We start from the raw sequence: 21,697 nt of genomic DNA on the forward strand, positions 1-21,697 counted from the left end.
AATATTCATATTTTTAAACACAACGCAACCAAAATTTAGACCAACAACTACTCTGAAAAGCTAAACACCAATATTGCTGCAGAGCTGACACATCCCCCAAAGTCTGCATGAAAATCTCTAAACCCAAACTGCTAAACAACCAATACTTCAGACACAGCTCGCCGGTCTGGCACCACATTCTTTTCTGGGTGGCCTATTTTCTGTTCAATACCATAAGGTGGGGCTTTTATTATGACGACCTCCTTTTTTCGCTCAAGGGGAACCTGGTAGAATTTCCCATCCATGTCATCATTTGTTACCTGACCCTGTATTACCTCATTCCTGTACTTATCCCAAAGAAAAAATACTGGAGCTTCTTTATCATTTTACTGGGCGTGATCTGGGGGATGATGTATCTGAAATTTCAAATTACTTATCATTTTATCAGCAATAACGTTTGGCCCGAGGGCCCGGAATACACAGACAGCCTCACTCCAAACTACATGATCACCATGATCTTAGGCGAGGTGTATGTGGTATCGTTCGTAACGGCGATAAAAATCACTATAGAATGGTTAAGGGAAAATCAGAGAGCTACCAGCCTGGAAAAGGAACAGCTCGAAACGGAATTGCGCTTTCTGAGAGCACAGATCTCTCCCCACTTCTTTTTTAATACCCTGAACAACATCTACGCCCTTACCATAAGCAAATCAGATAAAGCCCCTGAGATCATCCTCCGGCTCTCGAACCTGATGCGTTATCTTCTCTACCAGACCAAAGGGAGGAAACACTGTTTGAGAAAAGAGATCGAATGTATTCAAAACTACCTGGAGTTGGAAAAGATCAGGTATGATGAACAGGTTTCGGTTAACCTGGAGATAGAAGGCAACCCGGACGACAAAAAAGTTCCTCCAATGCTCATGATCTCCTTTATAGAGAATTGCTTCAAGCATGGGGCATCAAAAAATCTTGAAAAAACCTTCATTAATATTCTCTTCAGGGTTAAGGACGATGAAATTCATTTCAAGGCTACGAACACGTTGGCCGGAGATGCAAACAGCACACCACCGCCAATAGGGGGAGGCATCGGTTTGAGCAACGTTAAAAAAAGACTGGAACTTGGATACCCGAAAGGGTCGTATGAATTAAAGAATTATATAGAAAATCAGGAATATATTGTAACCTTAAAAATACCGGCCTAATGCATTTAACCTGTGTAATTATTGATGATGAACCCCTGGCGATCAATGTGATCCGTCAATACATTTCTGAAATGGACTCCCTGGAGGTGAGCGCCACATTTAACAGCGCCATAAAGGCCGCTGACTATCTCAGGGATCACGAGGTTGACCTGGTATTTCTGGACATTAATATGCCCATGTTAGACGGGCTTAGCTTTTTAAAGAACTTTGATTTTAGTCCTAAGGTGATCCTGATCACGGCCTATGACCAATATGCCCTGGAGGGCTACGAACTCGAGGTAGTAGATTACCTTCTCAAACCGGTAGCCTTCCCCCGATTTGTAAAGGCTGTTGAAAAAGCCAGAACCCGGATCGGGAATGAACTGCCGCTCGCCAGCCAGCAAAGCAGCGCTAACCGGCCTTTCAAGTTCATAAAGATCGACAAGAAAAAACTACAGAAAATATACCTGGATGAGATCATTGTGGTTGAAAGTCTTAAAGACTATATCCGGATCATTACCGAAAAAGGCCGCTATATAGTACATCAGACCCTAAGTAATTTCACAGATGAGCTCCCTTCTGACCAGTTTATTCGCATTCACCGGTCGGTAACTGTTTCCCTGGATAAGATCGATGTGGTAGAGGGAAACAGCCTTGAAATTTGTGGCAAACGGTACACCATTGGCAGAAGCTACCTCACAGAAGCCAAAAATATCATTTTTCAAACGGAAAACTCTGAAGAGGGTGCCTGATCTGCAATAATCGACCTGGAAAAGACAGGGGGTGCATTCACCCCCTGAATCCCAGAAATATTACTGCTTGGTTTTTGTCGTATCCTTCTTCTTTTTAAACAGGTTATTCAGGATATCATTCGCTGCGTTTTTAACCGCATCATTTTTCCCATCCTCTTTGGCAGTACTGTCTTTTTTAGTCCCCAGTGCCTGGTTCACCAGGTTGCTTAACTCGCCCTTTCCTTTCTCTACAAGCTGCTCCTTTTGTTCTTTGGTAAGTTGGGCCACAAAATTAGCCGTAGCCTTGTCGAGGTTGGTGGTAAATGTAGGCTGCTTGATGGCCCCTCCGATCAGGATATCTACAGGCACGGTGCGTTTATCAAGATCCTTGATATTGAGAGAGGACGCCAACTTGGTCACATCACTCCCCAGATAGGATGCAGGCACCTGAAGGGTGAGGGTATAGTCCATCCTCCCGTCAAATTGATGGGTGCCGCTTAGGGCAGCATCCATCCCATTAAAAGACATCTTCACAGGCTTAAGAGCCACTTTGCCATCGTTAAAATCCAATTTACCCGCAAGCTCCTTTCCACTGAGCTTGGTCAGGTCTACCAGCGAAAAGGTATTATTCAGCGATTGAACATATCCTATCTGATCTTTCTTAACCTCCTCAACAGATAATCCACCCTGCATACTCCCGTTCAGGGAATTTAAAACCGGGGTCAGGTCTGAACTGAGAAGTCCCGAGAGACTGATGTTCCCATTCAATTCACCCTCCAAAGCTCTGGCCAGCGGCATCAAAGCCTTCAACAGGTCCATATGAGCAAAGGAGGAAGCAATATCAAATTCAGAAGCCTGGAGGTTCATTTGATAATCGGGAGCCGCTGTTGCTCCACCCAGTTTTCCATTCAATTTTACACGCCCTCCAAACACAGCAGAGCTGAGCTCTTCTATCTCAAGGGTCTGATCTGCCAGGTGCATTCTTGCCCTGGCATTACTCAGCTCAATATCATCATAAACCACCTCGTTGGCCGTTCCGGCTATGATCAGGTCGAGGTTGGCCGGCAACAAAGGTTCAGTATCTTTTTGCGACTTGCCTTCGGCGGAAATCCCTCCGTCACCCTCCTCAATTCCTTCGTCTTCTGATGCCATCAAATCTGCCACCTCCAAATGGGAAGAATTCATGGTAAGTTGTCCCTTGATGACACCTTCATCAGAAAGCGCATGCAAATAGTCATCAATTCTACCCGACAGCTTAAGATCTGATTTCCCGGTGCGAAGGCTGGAAGAAGTGAGCATCATGGATTTACTGTTAAGCTTCATTTGAGCATTTTCCACCAGCACCTCCTTCGGAAGGTATTCGGTTGTGAATTTCATATTACGCACCTCAAGGCTTCCCTGATTATTGATCTTGTCGTAAGCTTCCTCCTCTACAGACTTCATATCAAATCTTGAACGCATATCAACCTTCAATACCCCCTGTAATTTCTCCAGGGTACCTGCCGGCATGAGTCTTGAAAAGTTCTCAAGGTTCAGCACTCCTACGGCATTCATATCCACCCTTGGATTACCTCCCAATTCTTCAGCCATCATATGCATATCCAGCCTATCTCCTGCGAGCTTAAAGTGAAGGGTATCCATTTGCATATAGGTGTCTTTGGGGTTGGCCGTGGTATTTGCCAGTTTACTTCTCAGAGTGATCTCTTCCATGGCAAGGGGCATGTCTGCATACTTAAAGTAAGCATCAGACGCCTTCATATCAATATCGAAATAAGGAATACGATCGTCGGTAAGCATCCCTTTCACCTCACCTGCAAGGGCAAATTCTCCCCTTGCATCAATACCTTCAAGATCTCCTGAATATTTCTCAGGTATTAAAGACAGGAATTGCGTGAAATCTGTGGAAGGTGTACTAAACCTGAGGTCCATATCTATCCCTTCATCGGGCATGGCAATACCTCCTTCAAAAACCAACGGCAGCCGGTTAATATGCGCCGTGTTGTCTTTGAAGGTAAACTCCATATTGTCGAGGTCCATTTCTATATCCGCCTTCCAGTCTACCGGGTTCCTGTTGAGATAGGCGGTCTCTTCAGATACGAATGTAAATAAGGCACTGGTTTCGGTACTGAGCACTGAGTTGGCAGAAGAAAGATCTCCTGAACCTTTATGATAAACACTATCAAGTTTTACATAATAGTTCTCCTTAAGGTCCTTATAGACCAGGTTCACATTATTGAGCTCGTAACGCTCAAGACTCAAAACAGGAGATGAGGATTCCTCTTCAACACGATCGCTTCCGGCTTCATCCTCTTTTGCAATATCATAATTTACCCGACCTTCTTCATCAGAAACCAGGTACACTCCCGCCTCTTCAACTTCAAAATGAGACACCGTAAAAGCATCTACCCCGCCGGAAAAGATCGTTTTCCAGGGAAGATCTACAAATAGTCGTTTTGCCGTTAAAAGCGTATCTCCTTCAAATGGGGCTTTATTCACGATACTGAGATCATCAACCTCCAGGGACAAGGACGGAAAGTTACGCAGCAAAAGAAGATCTGCATCACTAAAGTTCACCGTAGCATTGACCCTGTTATTGATCTGACGCCGCACCGAATCGGCCAGCTTATCCTTAAACAGGAAGGGCACCGCTATTACCAGCAGCAGCAGTGCCAAACTGGCAATTGCCATTATTTTGAATATCTTTTTCATAAGGGGCTATGTTTAATAATTCTCAATTTTTGTATTCACCGGTTCAATGAGCTGGAATCCGAGATCGACCTCCTCATTAAACCCAAGACCGAACCACCTCCTCAAAAGGTAAACAAAAAGATACAAAAGAGGGGTATCCAGGGCTGCGATTATCACCTTAAAGATAAATCCGCTAACCACCAGTCCGTAAAAACTATTCCACGGAAGCACTCCAAACACACACAGTAAAAATATAACGGTAAAGGTGTCTACGAATTGCGAACTGAAGGTTGAGAAATTATTTCGAAGCCAGAGATACTTTCCCTTGGTGAGTCGTTTCCAGAAGTGATAAATACCTATATCAATATATTGCGCAAACAGGTAGGCCAGCATGGAAGCCAGAACCGCCACGGGCGAAAGTGCAAAGACAGTGCTAAACAATTCATCGCCCACAGGAGACCAGGAATTGGCCGGAGCCACATCGGCAATAAAAATAATAAGCATGGAGAACAAGGAAGCAAAGATACCGGCAGTAACCACCTGGTTTGCCTTTTTTTGACCGTAGATCTCTGAGATCAGGTCTGTAATAAGAAAGGTTAGAGGGTAAGGAAGAATACCCACCGACAATTCAAACAAAGGGGCTCCGAATAGTTGAGCATCTTCTGCAAAGGGGTACCAAAAAAAGAATTTTTGGAAGATCAAATTAGAAACTACAAGAGAGGTAATGAACAGGGCTCCCAGGTAGAGATAGACCTTAAACGCAAGGCGTTTCTTTCTAATATCCATAAAGGCTATTGTATTTTCAATTCATAAGGCATTCTGGCCTGCACTCCCTTCATGGAAGCCAGATGTTTAATACGCATCATCAGATCATACACCTCAGCGCCCAGTTCCTGTTTCAATACCTCTTCGCGGGTATTAAAGAATCCGATACCTATATCATTCAGGGCATCAAGAAAATTAGACTCATACACCGGATAATCTACCGTAGTGTAAGAAGAAACACCGGCTTGGTCTGCGGCATAAGCAACAGCATCCTGCAAAGACCCCAACTCATCAACGAGACCTTTTTCCAGGGCCTGAGTACCGGTCCACACCCTCCCCTGGGCCACCTCGTCAACCTCTCCAACAGACATATCACGCGCCTCTGCAACGATCTCTAAAAAGTGCTCATAATCTCTTTCTATAGACTCTTTAGAATAGGTTCTGAATGCCTCTGAAGGTTCTTCGAACAAACTGTACCCCGTTGAATAACGATTGGTGGTTACCTGTTCTGCGTTAATACCCCATTTTTCGGCGAGATCCCTTACATTGGGAATGGTCACAAAGACCCCGATAGACCCTGTAATAGTGGTTGGCTCAGCAAATATTCGATCTCCGCCTGCTGCAATATAATAGCCTCCGGAGGCTGCATAATTACCCATGGAAATGATCACCGGCTTTTGTTCTGAGGTGATGGCTACTTCTCGCCAGATCAGATCGGAGGTCAGGGCCAATCCGCCCGGAGAATTTATTCTTAGCACGATGGCTTTTACCCGGTCGTCATCCCGTGCGTCCTTCAACGACTTATACATAATGCCCTGGGCTATCATGTCTTGCGACCCTTCTCCGTATCCTATATCCCCCTGGGCATACACCACCGCAATACGATTGCTGTCCCTTGAACGCTTACGGGCGGCGTATTCTGCATAATCTTCCATCCCAATGGTCTCTATATCATCAGAAGGATCGGCACCAAGTGCTTCCTTCAAAATACCCCTGTACTCATCAACGTAAAGAAGTCTGTCTGCAAATCCGTTTTGAACCGCCATTTCGGGCGTCCTTGCGGCCAACTCATCAGCATAGGTTTCAAGGGTTTCTACAGGAATATCCCTGCTTACCGAAATATCTTTCAGATACTCACCCCATAACCCGTGAAGCAGCTCACTGATCTGCTGCCTGTTCTCTTCACTCATAGTATTGCCTAAAAAAGGCTCAACGGCACTTTTGTATTTTCCGTGACGTATCACCTCCATACGGAGTCCGCTTTTGTCCTGAAAATCTCCAAAGAACAAAACTTCGGAAGACAAGCCCCGAAAATCAAATATCCCCTGCGGATTCAGGTATACTGAATCGGCCACGGATGCCAGCCAGTAATCCTTTTGAGAATACAATTCGGCATAGGCATAGACAAACTTTCCTGACTCCTTAAAACGATCAAGGGCCTTTCGGATGGCCTGGGTGGTAGCGCTTCCCGACTGGATCATTGGATTCACAATACTGATACCCTTGATCTTGCTATCTTCTGCGGCGTGATCTATTGCTCGTATGATATGATTGAGCCCCATGTATTCTTCAAATTCATAATCGAGATCGTTTATACGAAACTGACCTCCATAATCAGGAATAGGACGTTGAAGTGATATTTGCAATATAGAGTTATCCTTGACTCTTACCACGGGCTCTGATCCGGCAGCTGCACCAACCATGATCAAAAGGAAGAACATAAAAAGGATACCGATAGCGAGTATCGTTCCGAGAATAGAAGCAAGGAGGTTTCTAAGGAAATTCATAGCAATCAATTAATTAAGGAGTCCACACCAAATTACAGACCGTAAAATAAGCCGGCACTCCCCCGTTTTTTTTTATTAACAAGCTTAACAAAGATAAACTTTTGTAGATTTCTTTTAGTTACTTTGCCCCGAAGATGAAGCAGTTCAAGAGGGCACATATATCGTTAGGCAGCAACACCGGGGACCGGCTGGAAAATCTGAAGAAAGCAGTAAGTCTTATCAAGCAGCGAGCCGGAAAAGTTTTAAAGGTTTCTCCGGTCTATGAAACCCCGGCATGGGGTTTTGAAGGAGATGATTTTTTAAATGCCTGCCTTACCCTCGACACCGAACTGCACCCGCAGGAACTCCTGGAAGTACTCCTCTCTGCTGAGACAGCACTGGGAAGGATTCGCACAACGGAAGCCGGGTACCAGCCAAGAAGTATTGATCTTGATATTCTGTTTTACGATGGTGCCATCATAGATGAACCGGAATTAAAGATCCCTCATCCTCACATTAAAGACAGGAAATTTATCCTGCAGCCTCTTGCAGATATTGCTCCCGAATTAGAGCACCCGGTCTTTAAAAAGGATATCATCTCTCTATTAGACGAATGTGCTGACACCAGCACCCTCACCAAGACCACAAAAAGTCTTACTTGCACACTAAACGATTTCAGTGGCTTTAACTATATAGCTATTGAAGGAAATATCGGGGCAGGCAAAACCACCCTGGCCAATATGCTGTCTACTGATTTTAATGGCAAACTCCTGCTGGAACAGTTCGCAGACAATCCATTTTTACCGCGGTTTTACGAAGACAAAGACCGTTATGCCTTCCCACTGGAAATGTCTTTCCTGGCCGAACGGTATCAGCAATTCCTGAATGACAGTAATCAAAAAGACCTGTTTAAAACATTCATGGTGAGCGATTACGACATCTATAAATCTTTGATATTTGCAAGGGTGACCTTACAGGATGAGGAGTTCAAGCTCTACAGACGCTTGTTCAGCCTCATGTATAAAGATGTGACCAAACCCGACATCTATATTTACCTCTACCAAAGCACGGAACGCCTGCTGGAAAACATCAAAAAAAGAGGTCGGAGCTATGAACAACAGATCGACCCTGAATACCTCAGGAACATCAACAAGGCTTACCTGGATTTTATCAAAACCCAGCCGCAATTAAATGCTTTAATTATTGACATTACCGACCTGGACTTTGTTAAAAACACCCAGGATTACCAATATATAATCGATGAAATACACGGTTTTAGGGATAAAAGGTAAGGTTGCCGTTTTTTTTGACATTTTTTTTGGTTTTACGGCAAAGGTTGCATTATTTAGGCGCAACATTAACGACCTGGAAAACTAGCTAACTTTACTTATAATTAAACCTTGAAGCCCGATCTTTCGGGCTTTTTTCTTTTCAGACCCCCTACTTCAAGGCTTCAATTTTTGAAAAGAGATCCCAAAGCACTATTCCGGCACTTACAGAGATATTCAATGAATGTTTGGTGCCATATTGAGGAATTTCGACCACCATATCGCAGGCACTTACCACCTCCTGCTGCACCCCTTTTACCTCATTCCCAAAAACAAGGGCATAGGTTTCATCGGCTTTGGGCGAAAACTCGTTGAGCATATGGGCGCCCTCTGCCTGCTCCACGGCAATGGTAACCACCCCGGCAGCTTTAAGTTCTTCCACCACCTTTTTACAATCTTTTTCATAGGCCCAATCTACACTTTCGGTAGCCCCCAAAGCTGTTTTATGAATATCCTTGTGAGGCGGGCGGGCGGTGATACCGCACAAGATGATCTTTTCGATACGAAAGGCATCTGCACTGCGAAAAACAGAACCGATATTATTCAGGCTTCTAATATTATCGAGCACCACAATTACGGGCGTTTTCCCTGCCTTTTTAAAGGCTTCTACGTCAAGCCTGTCAAGCTCGCTGTTCTTTAACTTACGCATGGTCTTTCTTTGATACTGCAAAAATAGGCTTCTTCTTCGGGAAGAAAAAACAACACCTTGCAACGGGGCTCATCCCCAAAAAAATAATCAACATCAGGTGTTTATAAAGAATGGAACCCACCCCTGAAACCAGGTGAAAAAACCGTAAATTTGAGGTTCACCAAAAAAGAAAAAGTTTTGGCAAAATCGGGAAAGAAAGCGACACCGTTAATGAAGCAGTACAACAGTATTAAAGCGAAATACCCTGATGCTTTATTACTGTTCAGAGTAGGCGATTTTTATGAAACCTTCGGAGAGGATGCTGTAAGGGCAGCTAAAATTCTGGGCATTGTACTAACCCAGCGAAACAACGGCGGTGACCGCACTGAACTGGCCGGTTTTCCGCATCATTCCCTGCACACCTACCTTCCCAAACTGGTAAAAGCCGGAGAGCGGGTGGCTATCTGCGACCAGCTGGAAGACCCGAAACAAACCAAGACCATTGTAAAGAGAGGAGTCACTGAATTGGTTACTCCCGGGGTGGCCCTGAATGATGATATTCTCCGTTCAAAATCAAATAACTTTCTCTGTGCCATACACTATGACAGGAAAGATATGGGTATTGCCTTCCTGGACGTATCCACAGGTGAGTTTCTCACGGCACAGGGCGATGAAGAGCATATTGATAAACTACTGCAAAACTTCAACCCCAGTGAGGTCCTGATCTCTAAAAAGCATAAGAAAGAGTTTTTAGAGACCTACCAGCGGGAATACCACAGTTTTTTCATGGAAGACTGGGTTTTTCAGGAAGATTACGCCCACGAAACCCTGAACAAGCATTTTCATACCAGTTCTCTTAAAGGCTTCGGGGTTGATCACCTGTACAGTGGCATTATTGCAGCGGGAGCTGCCTTGCACTACCTCAGTGAAACCCAGCACAACCAGCTGAAGCACATCAATACCATCAACCGAATTGCCCAGGAGTCTTATGTCTGGATGGATCGCTTTACCATCAGAAACCTGGAGCTATACCAAACCAACGAACAGCAAGGGGTTACCCTGCTCGATGTGGTCGACAAGACCATCTCCCCCATGGGAGGTCGCCTGATGAAACGATGGATGGCCTTACCGCTCAAAAACAGTGAGGATATAAAAAAGCGACAGGAGGTCGTAGGGTACCTGAAATCAGAAGAGATTACCCTTGAGAAGATCACCCACTACATCAAACAGCTGAGCGATGTCGAACGGCTAATCTCGAAAGTAGCTACCGGCAAGATCAATCCACGGGAGGTGATTCAACTTAAAAATTCGCTTGAAGCCATCATCCCGTTGAAGCAAATAGCCGAAAACAGCAAAAATCCGGCACTGAAAACTATAGGAGAACGCATTAACGAATGTGAAGCGCTCCGTCAACGCATAAAGGAGATTCTCAATGAAGAAGCCCCGGTAAATCCTTCCAAGGGTCAGGTCATTGCCGAAGGCTATTCGAAAGAACTCGATGAACTCCGCAGTATCGCTTTTTCCGGCAAAGACTATCTCGACGCCATGCTGGACCGTGAAATGAAGGCCACTGGCATTCCTTCTCTCAAAATCTCCAGTAATAACGTATTCGGCTATTATATAGAAGTTCGAAACACCCATAAAGACAAGGTGCCGGAAGGCTGGATCAGGAAGCAGACCCTGGTAAGTGCAGAACGTTATATTACAGAAGAACTCAAGGAATACGAAGCCAAGATTCTTGGAGCCGAAGAGAAGATCGCCGCATTAGAACAACAATTGTTTACACAGCTGGTGGTCTGGATGCATGAATATATCAACGTTGTAAAGCAGAACGCCCACCTGGTAGCCCAGATGGACTGTCTGGCAGGTTTTGCAATCCTGGCGAGGGAGAACAACTATTCAAAACCGGAGATCAATGAGAGCTGCAACCTTCATATTAAAGACGGGCGACACCCCGTGATCGAAAAGCAACTACCCCCGGGTGAACCTTATATTGCCAATGACGTAGTGCTTAACCGCGACGATCAGCAGATCATCATGATCACCGGGCCTAATATGAGTGGTAAGTCGGCTATTCTCAGACAAACAGCTCTTATTGTTTTATTGGCGCAGATGGGAAGCTTTGTTCCCGCAGCCGAGGCAGAGATCGGCATCGTAGACAAGATCTTTACGAGGGTCGGAGCCAGCGACAACATCTCTATGGGTGAGTCGACCTTTATGGTGGAAATGAATGAAACCGCTTCCATCCTTAATAACATCAGTGATCGCAGCCTGGTCCTTCTCGATGAGATCGGAAGAGGTACCAGCACCTATGACGGGATCTCTATTGCATGGGCCATTGCCGAATATTTACACGAACATCCGGCCAAGGCAAAAACCCTGTTCGCCACCCACTACCACGAGCTCAACGAGATGAGCGAAACCTTTGAACGCATTAAGAACTTCAATGTTTCGGTAAAGGAACTGAAAGACAACGTGCTCTTCCTGAGAAAACTTGTTGCCGGCGGCAGTGAGCACAGCTTCGGGATCCATGTGGCACGTATGGCCGGAATGCCCAACCAGGTGATCAACAGAGCCAACAAGATCCTGGCCAAACTGGAGAAATCGCACAGCAGCGAAGAGCTCACCAGTAAATTACAGGATGCCAGAGACGAAATGCAGTTGAGCTTTTTCAACCTGGATGACCCCCTTCTTGAAGAGATCAAAAACGAGATCCTTCATACCGATATTGACACCCTGACCCCGGTAGAGGCTTTGATGAAGCTCAATGAGATCAAAAGGATGCTGGTGAAGAAGAAGCAGGCGTAGGGAGGTGACAAGTGACAAGTAACAGGTGACAGGTGACAGGTAATATGTTGTTTGAGGGAGGAGCCTGCCTATCGGCAGGCACGTTTGAGGGACGAGTTTCAGGGACGAGTTTCAGGAACGAGCATCATGAACGAGCTTCCCTGTCAGCAGACAAGTTCGAGCTAGGAGTTTGAGAAAAGAGTTTGAGTAAAGTCTTTAAAGGATGTTTTTGCAATCTAAAATTCCGGTGTAGCGGTTAACTCTATCTCGGCGCCCGTGTTGCTCTGCAACAGGAAAAATTATTTTTAAAAAATCTTTGCAATAAGGAGAATTGTATTAAATTTGCGTCCGCATTACCCCACTAAACACAGGTATTGCAACGTTCAGTAAGTAATATGCGAAAATAGCTCAGTTGGTAGAGCGCAACCTTGCCAAGGTTGAGGTCGCGGGTTCGAATCCCGTTTTTCGCTCAAAGGCCCACAGAGGCATGTTCTTATAAAATACGGGGTTGCATCGACCACGTATTTTTTTTACCGATGCGAAAGCAGCTCGAGTGGTGGAATTGGTAGACACGTTGGACTTAAAATCCAATGAACAGCAATGTTCGTGCGGGTTCAAGTCCCGCCTCGAGTACAGATGCATAAAAAGCCAGGACAATTGTCCTGGCTTTTTTGTTTCCAGGAGCTCCCGAAAGCCTGACTGGCGTCAGACAGGCTTGCTTTCAGGGAGCGGATGGGAACAAAAAAGGACGGCCCGAAGGGGCGTGGCTTTTTATGTTCAAATTTATCGTATTGGTCTGGCCCTTAAAAATACGCCCTTACCTTCTCCTCCATCAAAGCACCCAGACGAATCAACTTGAGCTGTAACTGCAAACACTCCACTTTAGCAGTATACATACAGTCTTGCTGCAGGACACCGGTAAACCGATCAATGCCTTTATCTACAGAAGATAACATTTCTTTGATCTCGAGCTCGTCTTCAAAACCAAACTCAAATTCGTGGGCCAGTTGACGCATGCGGGAATAGGAAGTAATAATGCTCACAAGTTCTGAATACATAGGTAGCAGGTGTTAGGTTGGTTAGGGTTTTACAATATAGGTTTTTTTGGGTTACGAGGGTACGAGGGTACGAGGGTACGAGGGTACGAGGGTAAAGTAAAATTTTCTTCCATTCAATACCTAAGCTTTAAACAAGAAATTCCTCCATCCTATTATGGAGAGACTTTTTAAAGCCAAGCAGGGATCTCAACGGCGAGATGATATGGGTAACCTGCCTGCCAAAACTCATTCCAACTTGAACCCCAAACAAGCCGGCCAATTGTCAACACCACATTTTCTAACTACTCTCCACAAACTGCTCACTGCAAACCGAGAACTGATAACGGAGAACTGGGAACTAAGCTTTGAGAACTGCCAAGAAATATTCGTAACTTAAATCGATTTTAATCTCTAACTAATACGCTACAAATGAGAGTACTTCATTATTTTATTTGTTTGTCTCTGATTACATTCTTATCAACCCATGCCCAGGTAAAATCCAACCTGGAACCCATCGATATCTTTGATATGGAATACGTGTCTGATCCGCAGATATCACCCGACGGGTCCAGGATCATTTATGTTCGCAACTTTAAAGACATCATGACCGACCGCAACCTGTCGAACCTGTGGATGGTAAATTTTGACGGCACCAACAACCGGCCTTTAACCACCGGGAACCAGAATGACACCTCCCCCCGATGGTCGCATGATGGAAAAAAGATCGTTTTCCGATCGGATAAGGATGACGATAAGACCAAATTGTACCTCATGTGGTTAGACACCAAAGAAACCTTTGCCCTGACCAATACCCCAACAGCTCCTGGAACAGCCACCTGGTCTCCCGACGACCGCATGCTGGCCTTTACCATGTTTGTTCCTGAGAAAAAAGAATCCCTCATTAAAATGCCGGCCAAACCTGAAGGAGCCGAGTGGAATGCACCCCCCATCTATATAGACGATATGAGATACAGGTCTGACGGCCGCGGCTATATCAAGCCGGGAAACACCCAGATCTTTACCCTGCCCGTTGAAGGAGGCACCCCCCGCCAACTTACATTCAACCCTTTTAACCATAGTAGCCCGGTATGGGCTGCAGACGGAGCCTCCCTGTTTTTCAGTGCTAATGGACACAAGGAAGAGGATCTGGAACCCGATGACACAGACATCTATAAGGTCTCCCTGGCCAATGGCGCTTTACAGAAGCTCACTAACCGCTATGGCCCGGACAGCAATCCTATAATGTCAAAGGATGGTCAGAAAATTGCCTACCTGGGTTACGATGACGAATTACTGGGGTATCAACCCTCCAAACTCTACATCATGAACGCAGACGGCAGTAATCCGAAGGAGCTTCCCACAGGTATTAACAGAAGTATTGAAGATATCGCCTGGAAGGGCGATAAGGAGATCTATGTTCAATACACCGACAGAGGAGAAACCAAATTGGCCTTGGTTAACCTAAACGGAAAAACCACCCAACTGACTGGAGAAATGGGCGGACTCTCCCTGGGAAGACCCTACAATGCAGCCGGGTTCAGCGTTTCCAAGAACGGGCGCTATGCCTATACCTATGGCACCCCGAAAAATCCTGCCGACCTTGGTGCCGGCGATGGTAAAAAGCAAGCAAGACTTACCTACCTGAACGATGACCTGTTCACCTTTAAGAAAAAGGGAAATGTAGAAGAGATCTGGTGGAAATCAAGTCATGATCAAACTGACATTCAGGGATGGGTGGTGACTCCCCCGGATTTTGACCCTAACAAAAAATACCCGATGATCCTCGAAATTCACGGAGGCCCCTTTGCCAGTTACGGTTCTGTATTCTCTGCAGAGGTACAGGCCTATGCCGCTGCAGGCTATGTGGTGCTTTACAGCAATCCGCGAGGAAGCTCCGGCTACGGCAAAGAATTCGGGAACCTGATTCACCATAACTACCCTAATAACGACTATGACGACCTGATGTCGGGGATAGATGCTGTGATCGAAAAAGGATTTATTGATACTGACAACCTCTTTGTTACCGGGGGCAGCGGCGGGGGTGTACTTACCGCGTGGATCGTTGGGAAAACCGATCGATTCAAGGCCGCCGTGGTGGCTAAACCCGTTATTAACTGGACCAGCTTTGTACTCCATGCCGATAATCCCGCTTTCTTTTACAAATACTGGTTCGGTAAAAAACCCTGGGAAGATCCGGAGAATTATTTTAAGCGATCGCCCCTGAGCTATGTAGGTAATATTACCACCCCAACCATGTTATTAACCGGAGAACAGGATTTCAGAACCCCGATTTCAGAATCAGAGCAGCTCTATGCAGCCCTGAAGATCGAAGGGGTGGAAACCGCCATGGTCAGAATCCCGAATGCCTCCCACGGCATTGCCAGCAAGCCCAGTAACCTGGTGGCTAAGATCACCGCTGTACTGGCATGGTTCAACAAGTACAAGGATCAGAGTACGGACGAAATGACCTCTTCGGTTAAAAACTAAAAGTCAGCAACCAACTTCTCATAAAATGAAAAACGTATTCATATTAATGGTTTGGATAATAGCCTTTACAAGCTGCAACACCCAACAAAAACCACCTCAGCAAGAAACTGAAGCCATAACCACTACAGATTACCTCGATTATTCGGGGCGTGACGACATTCTTAGCGGGGGGGTGAAAATGATCCCGATCACTACCACTAAGGGAGATTTCCGGGTATGGACCAAAAGGATCGGCAACAATCCCGATATGAAAGTATTACTATTACACGGCGGACCCGGCGGGACACACGATTTCTTTGAGATCTTCGACTCTTATTTTCCCAATGCTCAAATAGAATACTATTACTACGACCAACTGGAATCCGGTAGAAGTGACCACCCCGATGATCCTGACCTGTGGACTATAGAGCATTTTGTGGAAGAAGTAGAACAGGTAAGGCAGGCACTGGGACTTGACAGCTCCAACTTTTTTCTCTATGGCCAATCCTGGGGTGGCATCCTGGCCATGGAATATGCCTTCAAATATCAGCATCATCTAAAAGGGCTCATTATCTCAAATATGGTATCTTCTATTCCCGAGTACAACAAATACGCCAACGAGGTATTGGCCAAACAGCTGCCGGAAGATGTGTTGGCAGAGATCAGGGATATGGAGGCAAAGGGGGATTTTTCCAATCCCAGATATGAAGAATTGCTCTACGAACATTATTATACGGAGCATGTGCTTAGAATGCCGCTGGAAGAATGGCCGGAACCGATTATCCGGGGGTTTGAAAATTTAAATTATGATATCTACCTGGCCATGCAGGGGCCAAGCGAATTCGGGATTGTTGGTGATGCTTCCTTAAAAGACTGGGATCGCAGCCGGGACCTGGGCCAGATCCAAGTGCCTACCCTGGTCATAGGAGCCGAATACGACACCATGGATCCTAAACATATGGAATGGATGGCAGGGGAGTTTCCGGCCGGACGCTATTTGTATTGTCCGAAGGGTAGTCATTGCGCCATGTACGATGATTCGGAAACCTATTTTACAGGGCTGATCGATTTTATAAAGAGTATAAAATAAGAATGCCCTTTCAAAAATTTATTCATCTCAAAAAATGAAGATCACCCATATAAGAAATGCCACCATGGTTATTGAGTATGACCACCATGTGATCCTGGTAGACCCCATGCTGTCTGACAAAGGAGAAACGGGACCACCCTTTACCCTGTTTCGCTTTAAGCCAAGGCGTAATCCCGTTGTTGGCCTTCCTGAAAACGCCATGGCATTGATCAATAAAACCACCCTCTGCCTGATCACCCACCTGCATCCTGATCACCTTGATAAAAAAGGGGAAACATTTCTTAAGGAGAAAAATATCCCTGTGATCTGCAGTGTAAACGATGAAAAGGTGCTTCGTAAAAGAGGGCTTAACGTTTTTCAGGCAATCAATTATTGGTCGCCCGTTGACTTTCCCGGAGGAAGCATTGAAGGAATCCCCGCCCTGCACGGCTATGGGTACGTAGCCAAACTAATGCGAAATGTTATGGGCTTTTACCTGAAAACAACCTCCGGAAAATCCATCTACCTCAGCTCCGATACGATTTATACGGAGGATGTTCACAAGGTGCTTACCGAATACCAACCTGATATCAGTGTGGTGGCTGCAGGTTCTGCTCAAATGGATCTTTTACAGCCTTTGCTGATGACCATGGAAGACATCCTGAAATTCATTGAAAATGCCCCGGGCAAGGTTATTGCCAACCACCTGGAGGCCGTGAATCATTGTCCGACCACCAGGGAAGAACTCGCTAAGGAGGTTGCTGACAGAGGCCATGACGACAGGGCTCACATACCCATCGATGGCGAGGTTGTTGCCATTTAAAACATTTAGGATCTATACGTATATTCCCTTTTAGGTAGCCTGATACTTATAATACTCTTATATTAGAAATGTAAAGAATCGTACTGAGCTTCAGTGTATCCTCAATCAAAATTCAATACATAACATGAAAACTATTTATCTGTTCGTCCTGGCATGCTTTTTCCTTTCCGGACTCTCAGCCCAGGAGCTCAACTATGAACTAAAGGCAGAGCTCGATTCGATCATGACCATTGATCAGGGCACCCGACAGTTAATGGACCCAAACACTGACCCGGAAACCAGAGCTAAAATTCTCAATAAGTTAGGCTACACCCAAAGCGAATATGATGCCGATCCCTGGGGAATTACCCTAAAACACGATTCACTCAATCAAAAAAGAGTATACGAGATTCTGGATCATTATGGCTACCCCGGAAAAACTTTGGTAGGCACCCCAACCCATATGGCAGCCTGGCTGGTCATTCAGCATTCAGATGCTATAGCTAAATATCTCCCGATAATAAAGGAAGCAGGAAAAGAGGGGGAAATTGCCGCTACTGACGTGGCTATGATGGAAGACCGCTACCTAATGCACCAGGGGAAAGAACAAATATATGGTACCCAGGCCTGGGGAGCTCCTTTAAAGAACAGACCCGATCGAAAAGAAGAAATGGTCTTCATCATCTGGCCCATAAAAGACCCTCATCTTGTGAATGAACGCAGAAAGGAAGTCGGGTTTACCACAACGGTAGAAGAGTATGCTCAAGCCATGAATATTGAATATGAGAACTACAGTCTGGAGGAGGCTAAACATATGCTGAAACGAACCCCCGGAGAACACTGAACACCTTATGAACCACCTATTACTTAAAGATTTCCCCCTAATCGCCACCGACAAGATCAGGTATTCCGATACCGACCGGCAGGGTCATGTGAATAATGCCGTATTTGCCACCTTCCTGGAAACGGCAAGGGTAGAGTTTCTCCTCACCGGAGATCACAACATCCTGGAAAACGATGCGAGTTTTGTGATCGCCGGATTGCATCTGAATTTTATTGCCGAGATCACCTGGCCTGGCAGTGTATCAATAGGTACGGGTATTCTAAAGATCGGAAACAGCTCCATCACCCTCTACCAACAGATATATCAGGAGGAAATCTGTGTGGCTACCGCAGAAACGGTTATTGTACAGGTAAAGAACGGCCAGGGCCTTCCTCTTAGCTCTCAGGCAAAAAACACACTGAATCAATGGATGTTACCGAAAACAGATTAAGCAACAGGGTTTTAAGTCTTATTGCAGGATGGAGTTATATCCTCATTTTCCTTGCTGCCATCTATGCGAATTTCTTTATGCTGGAATCACTCAAAGCCTATCCACTGCAAACCCTTGAGCATCACCAGGTACTTGTGCGTTCCGGTATCATTGCCTTCCTGCTCACGGCTGTACTGGATGTGGTGGTGGCCTGGACCCTGAACGAGCTTTTCAGGTCTCATTCGCTCACCCCTCTGAGTACGTGGTTAAGAATTATACACGCGGTCTTAATGGGTGGCGGGGTATTTGCCCTGGTCATGGTTTTTTATGTAAATACCGAGACTGAAATTCTTTACCAAGTAGAGATGTTCAATGCCATCTGGCTTATAGGATTATTCTTTTTCGGCTTTCACCTCATCCTGTTAGGTATCATTATGAAATCGCCACGCCTTATCGCCGGACTCTTGATCGTGGCCGGCATCATGTATATCGCAGACACCAATGCCCATTTTTTAATGGAAGACTACGATCAATACGCCGATACCTTCCTGATGCTGGTTGCTGTTCCGAGTGTCCTTGGTGAAATGTCGCTGGCTGTATGGCTTCTTGTGAAAGGGGGCCGACAAATACAACCCCCCAATGCATAACCGACAAACAGCTCTTGATCAAATAAACCGATCGCCTGCAATTAGAAAAACCCGTATACTACTCCTGCCGGTGGTGAGAAAACTTTATTCCAATGGAAGCACCTTAAAGTTCCACCTCAACAACAGCTCGCAGATCCCGGGAAGAAGCACCTACTGCTATTTCGTAAATACCGCTCTCCAATACCCATTCATCCTTGTCTTCATCCCAGTACCTCAACTCCGAAACAGGAATTTGTAATACCACTTCCTGCTCTTCTCCGGGCTCAAGACTCGCCGTTTTAATAAATGCCTTTAATTCCCTAACCGGCCTGTCAACAGCTGCCTCAGGTTTGGCAACGTAAAGCTGTACGACCTCTTTACCGGCAACATCTCCGGTATTCTTTATGGTTAGTGAAGCCGTAATCGTATCTTCAGAAGAAGTTAACTCCATAGCATTATACTCAAAATCTGTATAACTAAGGCCATAACCGAAAGGGTATGACACTTTTAAACCGGCCTTATCAAAATGACGATACCCCACATAAATACCCTCCTCATAGTTCGTATAATCAATATTGCGAACCCATTCTGCCTCGGGGGCAGGACCGTCCTGAAAGATCAGATCGGTTAATTTCATATGCCCTCCTTCCAGGGGAAAGTTCTTATGAGCTTCATGATCACTAACGCTGACAGGAAAGGTCATTGGCAGCTTCCCGCTGGGGTTGATACGGCCGCTTAGAATATCTGCAACCGAATTACCACCTTCCTGCCCACCCTGCCACGCCAGCAGGATGCCATCGGGTATGCTTTTCCAGGAAGCCGTTTCAATAACACCACCAACATTCAATACGACTACCACCTGCTTACCCGCACTATGAAAAACCCTACAGGCCTGCTCTATCATCTCCTGTTCCTTGGTGGTGAGAAGGAAATCATCGGCTTCTACTCGATCGCCACCTTCCCCGGCATTTCTACCTATAGTAATGATAGCCATATCAGCGCTTTGTGCGATGGCTTCCAGCTGTTGGGTGGTGTAACTTACCTGGGGTGGATTATAGGGTTCGAACATAGCCTTAAACCCTTCCGGTTTTATAAATTTTTCCGGATAGGCCTTTTTGTGTGATTCAAAAAGGTTCTTTGCTGCTTCATTCACCTCAAACCCTGCTCTGATCAGTCCTTCTTCCAAAGAAACGGTATAGGCTTCATTCACATCCCCGGAGCCTGTACCTCCTGCGATAAATTCGTAGGAAGTGACTCCCAATAAAGCTATATTCTTAGCATTCGTTATCGGCAATACCCCCTGATTCTTCAACAAAACCATCCCCTCAGAAGCCGACTGACGGGTAATACGGGCGTGTTCCTCAAGATCAGGGGCATTCCCGAACTGATAGTTTTGCATTTTTCGGGAATTGAGGATCAGCTTTAAAATCCTTCTGACCGAATCGTCGATATTTTGGCTATCCAGGCTTCCGTCTTCATAGGCTTCGGTCAAGGCATCCCATTGCTTTTTAGTCCCCGGTTCCAGGAGGTCATTTCCGGCAATGATCATGGCAGGGGCATGCTCCCCGCCAAACCAATCAGACATCACCAAACCTTCAAATCCCCAGTCTTCCCGGAGTACCCCGGTCAGTAATTCCCTGTTCTCTGCCACATAAGTACCATTCACCTTGTTATAGGAAGACATCAAAGTCCAGGGTTGGGCCTCTTTAACAATGATCTCAAAACCTTTTAAATAGATCTCCCTCAACGCTCGTTCAGATACCCTTGCATCATTATACTTTCGATTGGTCTCCTGGTTATTGACTACAAAGTGTTTCACAGAGGTACCAACCCCATTCGATTCTATCCCATTAACAATGGCAGCCCCTATAAACCCGGTGAGTACCGGATCTTCTGAAAAGTATTCAAAATTCCGGCCACAGAACGGGTGGCGGTGAATGTTGGCCCCCGGCGCCAGGATCACATCAATACCATAGTCAAGGGCTTCCCGACCCATGGCCGAACCAACCTGTGATACTAAGGAGGTATTCCAGGTTGATGCCAGTAAGGTAGCAATAGGAAATGCCGTACAATAGTAGGTGCGATCCTCTCCGTCACGAACAGGTTCTATTCGAAGTCCGGCCGGCCCATCAGACAAATAAATGGTGGGCAGCCCGAGCCTTGGAGTTGGCACAATGGTACCCACAGCACCGGGAATACCTTCTTTTTCAAGACCCACAGCCGAACGAAGACCGGAACCTTTTAAAAGATGAATCTTCTCTTCCATCGTCATCTGCCTCATCACATCTTCGACACGTTCAGACATAGGGGCTCTTGTATCTTCATAGACATCAAGCTTTCCATTCGAATTCCTGTCTAAAAATGTGTATCCCTCTACTGTCAGTTCTTCAAATTCTCTCTTTTCGGTATATGCCTTCTCAAAATTCAGAAGGGAAGAGCTTAGGTAGATCCATCCGGAAACACCTGCAATGACCAGGATTACGAGTATCGACCCTAAGACCCATAAGGTGATCTTTAATGCTTTTTTCATATGGCTTAATTGTGGCTTTACGACACAAATATAATATTTTGTGTCGATACGCCACGAAATG

Annotated in this window: 16 protein-coding genes and 2 tRNA genes; 12 read left to right on the forward strand and 6 right to left on the reverse strand. The window is 45.7% G+C overall.

Annotation, left to right across the window (positions count from 1 at the left end):
- The first annotated feature begins 107 nt into the window (after positions 1-107).
- Entirely contained in the window at positions 108-1,181 is a 1,074-nt protein-coding gene (locus E7Z59_RS01165; RefSeq protein WP_136334461.1) for a sensor histidine kinase, read from the forward strand.
- Positions 1,181-1,912, forward strand: coding sequence for a LytR/AlgR family response regulator transcription factor (locus tag E7Z59_RS01170; RefSeq protein WP_136334462.1), 732 nt, complete (start codon positions 1,181-1,183; stop codon positions 1,910-1,912). Before E7Z59_RS01165 ends, E7Z59_RS01170 begins: the two co-directional genes overlap by 1 nt.
- A gap of 60 nt (positions 1,913-1,972) precedes the next feature.
- Here E7Z59_RS01170 and E7Z59_RS01175 read toward each other — a convergent pair whose 3' ends face one another.
- The 3 genes from E7Z59_RS01175 to sppA are packed head-to-tail and all read right to left on the reverse strand — an operon-like array spanning position 1,973 to position 7,131.
- Entirely contained in the window at positions 1,973-4,600 is a 2,628-nt protein-coding gene (locus E7Z59_RS01175; protein ID WP_136334463.1) for an AsmA-like C-terminal region-containing protein, read from the reverse strand.
- A gap of 12 nt (positions 4,601-4,612) precedes the next feature.
- Positions 4,613-5,365: a queuosine precursor transporter gene (locus E7Z59_RS01180; RefSeq protein WP_136334464.1), complete on the reverse strand. Its 753-nt coding sequence runs from the start codon at positions 5,363-5,365 to the stop codon at positions 4,613-4,615.
- A 5-nt stretch (positions 5,366-5,370) separates the two neighbouring features.
- Positions 5,371-7,131 (reverse strand): signal peptide peptidase SppA, encoded by a 1,761-nt coding sequence (gene sppA / locus E7Z59_RS01185; protein WP_136334465.1) that lies wholly within the window; start codon positions 7,129-7,131, stop codon positions 5,371-5,373.
- Between the two features lie 134 nt (positions 7,132-7,265).
- Between sppA and folK the strand changes: the two genes are divergently transcribed.
- Positions 7,266-8,402 carry a 2-amino-4-hydroxy-6-hydroxymethyldihydropteridine diphosphokinase gene (folK, locus tag E7Z59_RS01190; RefSeq protein ID WP_136334466.1) on the forward strand — a complete coding sequence of 379 codons (1,137 nt, stop codon included), beginning with the start codon at positions 7,266-7,268 and terminating at the stop codon, positions 8,400-8,402.
- Between the two features lie 148 nt (positions 8,403-8,550).
- Here folK and E7Z59_RS01195 read toward each other — a convergent pair whose 3' ends face one another.
- Entirely contained in the window at positions 8,551-9,087 is a 537-nt protein-coding gene (locus tag E7Z59_RS01195; RefSeq protein ID WP_136334467.1) for an RNA methyltransferase, read from the reverse strand.
- 177 nt (positions 9,088-9,264) lie between these two features.
- Between E7Z59_RS01195 and mutS the strand changes: the two genes are divergently transcribed.
- From mutS to E7Z59_RS01210, 3 genes are all read left to right on the forward strand, one after another.
- Complete coding sequence (gene mutS / locus E7Z59_RS01200) at positions 9,265-11,874, forward strand: DNA mismatch repair protein MutS (protein WP_136335480.1); 2,610 nt, start codon at positions 9,265-9,267, stop codon at positions 11,872-11,874.
- 376 nt (positions 11,875-12,250) lie between these two features.
- Positions 12,251-12,323, forward strand: a tRNA-Gly gene (locus E7Z59_RS01205).
- A gap of 77 nt (positions 12,324-12,400) precedes the next feature.
- Positions 12,401-12,486 (forward strand) — tRNA-Leu (locus tag E7Z59_RS01210).
- A 170-nt stretch (positions 12,487-12,656) separates the two neighbouring features.
- On the opposite strand, the gene E7Z59_RS01215 is transcribed toward E7Z59_RS01210, so the two are convergent.
- The gene (locus E7Z59_RS01215; RefSeq protein WP_136334468.1) at positions 12,657-12,911 is read right to left on the reverse strand and encodes a hypothetical protein; all 255 of its coding nucleotides are present in this window, start codon (positions 12,909-12,911) and stop codon (positions 12,657-12,659) included.
- A 408-nt stretch (positions 12,912-13,319) separates the two neighbouring features.
- Here E7Z59_RS01215 and E7Z59_RS01220 point away from each other — a divergent pair, with 408 nt between their 5' ends.
- From E7Z59_RS01220 to E7Z59_RS01245, 6 genes are all read left to right on the forward strand, one after another.
- On the forward strand, positions 13,320-15,377 hold the full coding sequence (locus tag E7Z59_RS01220; RefSeq protein WP_136334469.1) for a S9 family peptidase: 2,058 nt from the start codon (positions 13,320-13,322) through the stop codon (positions 15,375-15,377).
- 25 nt (positions 15,378-15,402) lie between these two features.
- Positions 15,403-16,446, forward strand: a complete 1,044-nt coding sequence (locus tag E7Z59_RS01225; RefSeq protein WP_136334470.1) for a proline iminopeptidase-family hydrolase — start codon at positions 15,403-15,405, stop codon at positions 16,444-16,446.
- 34 nt (positions 16,447-16,480) lie between these two features.
- On the forward strand, positions 16,481-17,248 hold the full coding sequence (locus E7Z59_RS01230) for an MBL fold metallo-hydrolase (RefSeq protein ID WP_136334471.1): 768 nt from the start codon (positions 16,481-16,483) through the stop codon (positions 17,246-17,248).
- Positions 17,249-17,372: 124 nt separating this feature from the next.
- A complete protein-coding gene (locus E7Z59_RS01235; protein ID WP_136334472.1) occupies positions 17,373-18,071 on the forward strand; it encodes a DUF6624 domain-containing protein in 699 nt (232 codons plus the stop codon).
- A gap of 7 nt (positions 18,072-18,078) precedes the next feature.
- Entirely contained in the window at positions 18,079-18,501 is a 423-nt protein-coding gene (locus E7Z59_RS01240; protein ID WP_136334473.1) for an acyl-CoA thioesterase, read from the forward strand.
- Positions 18,477-19,127: a DUF4386 domain-containing protein gene (locus E7Z59_RS01245; protein ID WP_136334474.1), complete on the forward strand. Its 651-nt coding sequence runs from the start codon at positions 18,477-18,479 to the stop codon at positions 19,125-19,127. The genes E7Z59_RS01240 and E7Z59_RS01245 overlap by 25 nt, the downstream gene beginning before the upstream one ends.
- A 103-nt stretch (positions 19,128-19,230) precedes the next feature.
- Here the strand turns inward: E7Z59_RS01245 and E7Z59_RS01250 are convergent, their stop codons facing one another.
- Complete coding sequence (locus tag E7Z59_RS01250) at positions 19,231-21,636, reverse strand: glycoside hydrolase family 3 C-terminal domain-containing protein (protein ID WP_136334475.1); 2,406 nt, start codon at positions 21,634-21,636, stop codon at positions 19,231-19,233.
- Positions 21,637-21,697: the final 61 nt, after the last annotated feature.

This window comes from Robertkochia marina (genome assembly GCF_004799345.1).
In the GTDB taxonomy this organism is placed as follows: Bacteria; Bacteroidota; Bacteroidia; order Flavobacteriales; family Flavobacteriaceae; genus Robertkochia; species Robertkochia marina.

Excerpts from the sequence above, each read along its gene's own strand:
- folK (WP_136334466.1), top strand. The coding sequence starts at position 7,266 with ATGAAGCAGTTCAAGAGGGCACATATATCGTTAGGCAGCAACACCGGG.
- sppA (WP_136334465.1), bottom strand. The coding sequence starts at position 7,131 with ATGAATTTCCTTAGAAACCTCCTTGCTTCTATTCTCGGAACGATACTC.
- E7Z59_RS01220 (WP_136334469.1), top strand. The coding sequence starts at position 13,320 with ATGAGAGTACTTCATTATTTTATTTGTTTGTCTCTGATTACATTCTTA.
- E7Z59_RS01235 (WP_136334472.1), top strand. The coding sequence starts at position 17,373 with ATGAAAACTATTTATCTGTTCGTCCTGGCATGCTTTTTCCTTTCCGGA.
- E7Z59_RS01175 (WP_136334463.1), bottom strand. The coding sequence starts at position 4,600 with ATGAAAAAGATATTCAAAATAATGGCAATTGCCAGTTTGGCACTGCTG.
- E7Z59_RS01250 (WP_136334475.1), bottom strand. The coding sequence starts at position 21,636 with ATGAAAAAAGCATTAAAGATCACCTTATGGGTCTTAGGGTCGATACTC.
- E7Z59_RS01215 (WP_136334468.1), bottom strand. The coding sequence starts at position 12,911 with ATGTATTCAGAACTTGTGAGCATTATTACTTCCTATTCCCGCATGCGT.
- E7Z59_RS01225 (WP_136334470.1), top strand. The coding sequence starts at position 15,403 with ATGAAAAACGTATTCATATTAATGGTTTGGATAATAGCCTTTACAAGC.
- E7Z59_RS01180 (WP_136334464.1), bottom strand. The coding sequence starts at position 5,365 with ATGGATATTAGAAAGAAACGCCTTGCGTTTAAGGTCTATCTCTACCTG.
- E7Z59_RS01245 (WP_136334474.1), top strand. The coding sequence starts at position 18,477 with ATGGATGTTACCGAAAACAGATTAAGCAACAGGGTTTTAAGTCTTATT.
- E7Z59_RS01170 (WP_136334462.1), top strand. The coding sequence starts at position 1,181 with ATGCATTTAACCTGTGTAATTATTGATGATGAACCCCTGGCGATCAAT.
- E7Z59_RS01165 (WP_136334461.1), top strand. The coding sequence starts at position 108 with ATGAAAATCTCTAAACCCAAACTGCTAAACAACCAATACTTCAGACAC.
- E7Z59_RS01195 (WP_136334467.1), bottom strand. The coding sequence starts at position 9,087 with ATGCGTAAGTTAAAGAACAGCGAGCTTGACAGGCTTGACGTAGAAGCC.
- E7Z59_RS01240 (WP_136334473.1), top strand. The coding sequence starts at position 18,079 with ATGAACCACCTATTACTTAAAGATTTCCCCCTAATCGCCACCGACAAG.
- E7Z59_RS01230 (WP_136334471.1), top strand. The coding sequence starts at position 16,481 with ATGAAGATCACCCATATAAGAAATGCCACCATGGTTATTGAGTATGAC.